This is a genomic window from Streptomyces sp. NPDC048291 (assembly GCF_043201715.1).
Taxonomy (GTDB): domain Bacteria; phylum Actinomycetota; class Actinomycetes; order Streptomycetales; family Streptomycetaceae; genus Streptomyces.
Genome location: NZ_JBICZC010000051.1, coordinates 1 through 1,006 on the forward strand (window position 1 = coordinate 1; position 1,006 = coordinate 1,006).

Genomic DNA, 1,006 nt, shown 5'->3' on the forward strand with positions numbered 1-1,006 from the left:
CCCTTGGCGAGTTTGCCGAGGCTGGTGATGCCCTTGCCGCCGGGTATGCAGTCCAGCGCCGCGAACGCGACATCCCACAGGGACGCCTGCCCCTGGGAGTATTTGTAGAGCGTGTCCGCGAGGACGACGAGCGCGGCGATGAGGACGATCGCACCGAGGATCGGCCCGCCGATGATCATCGCGATGATCCCGACGACCGCGACAACGACCTTGCAGACGGTGACGATGGTGTCCCAGTTGTCCTCGAACCAGTGCCCGACGTCCTGCCACCAGTGCCGGTTCGGAATACCGGCGTCGGACGCCTCGTCGATCTTCCGCTTCGCCTCGCCCGCCGCGTCGTCCCGCATCCTCCGGGCGTCCTCGGCCATCTTCTTCGCGGCGTCGAGGGCACTCTGCGCCGTGGTGACGTCCGACCGGGCCCGGGTGTGCGCGGACTTCGCGCTCTGCACGTCCCGGGTGGCCGCCCGCACCCTGCCCTCCTCGGGCTTGTCGGCGTCCGACGTGCTGCCGGTGGGATCGTCCCTGTACTTGTCCGCCTCCTTCGTCGCCCGGGTGACCCAGGAATCGGCGGAGGAGAGACGGGACTTCGCGGAGGACAGGTCGGACTGGGCGTCCTTCGCCTTGGCCAGGGCCTTGTCGGCCAGGGCCTGCGCGCGTTCCAGCTTGGGCCAGTAGTCCGCGAGGGCGTCACCGCACAGCTCGTAGGACTTCTTCAGCTTCTTCAGGTTCTTCGGGACGTCCTTGAACTGCTCCTTGAACACCTCCGCCGACTTCCCCGCCCACTGGAGCAGGGTGTCCTCGCCGGCCATGCCCCTGACCAGGCCGAGCGCGTCGGACACATCGTCGGCGAAGGCGTGCAGCTGCGCGGCGAGGGTACGGACACGCTGCGGATCACCCGGAGTCGGGTCCCGGTCGAGATCGAGTGGCTGCCAGTCCGCCGGTCGGTACCCCGCCATGATCCCGCAACCCCCGTCGCGTACGCCCCGTCAACAAACCTGTGCACACG

1 protein-coding gene is annotated in these 1,006 nt (G+C 68.6%); it reads right to left on the reverse strand.

Annotated features, from left to right (window positions below; all coding sequences use genetic code 11):
- Positions 1-956 (reverse strand): putative T7SS-secreted protein (locus ACGF5O_RS49080; protein ID WP_393816442.1); only part of this gene is annotated, 956 nt, incomplete at its 3' end.
- Between the last annotated feature and the right edge of the window lie 50 nt (positions 957-1,006).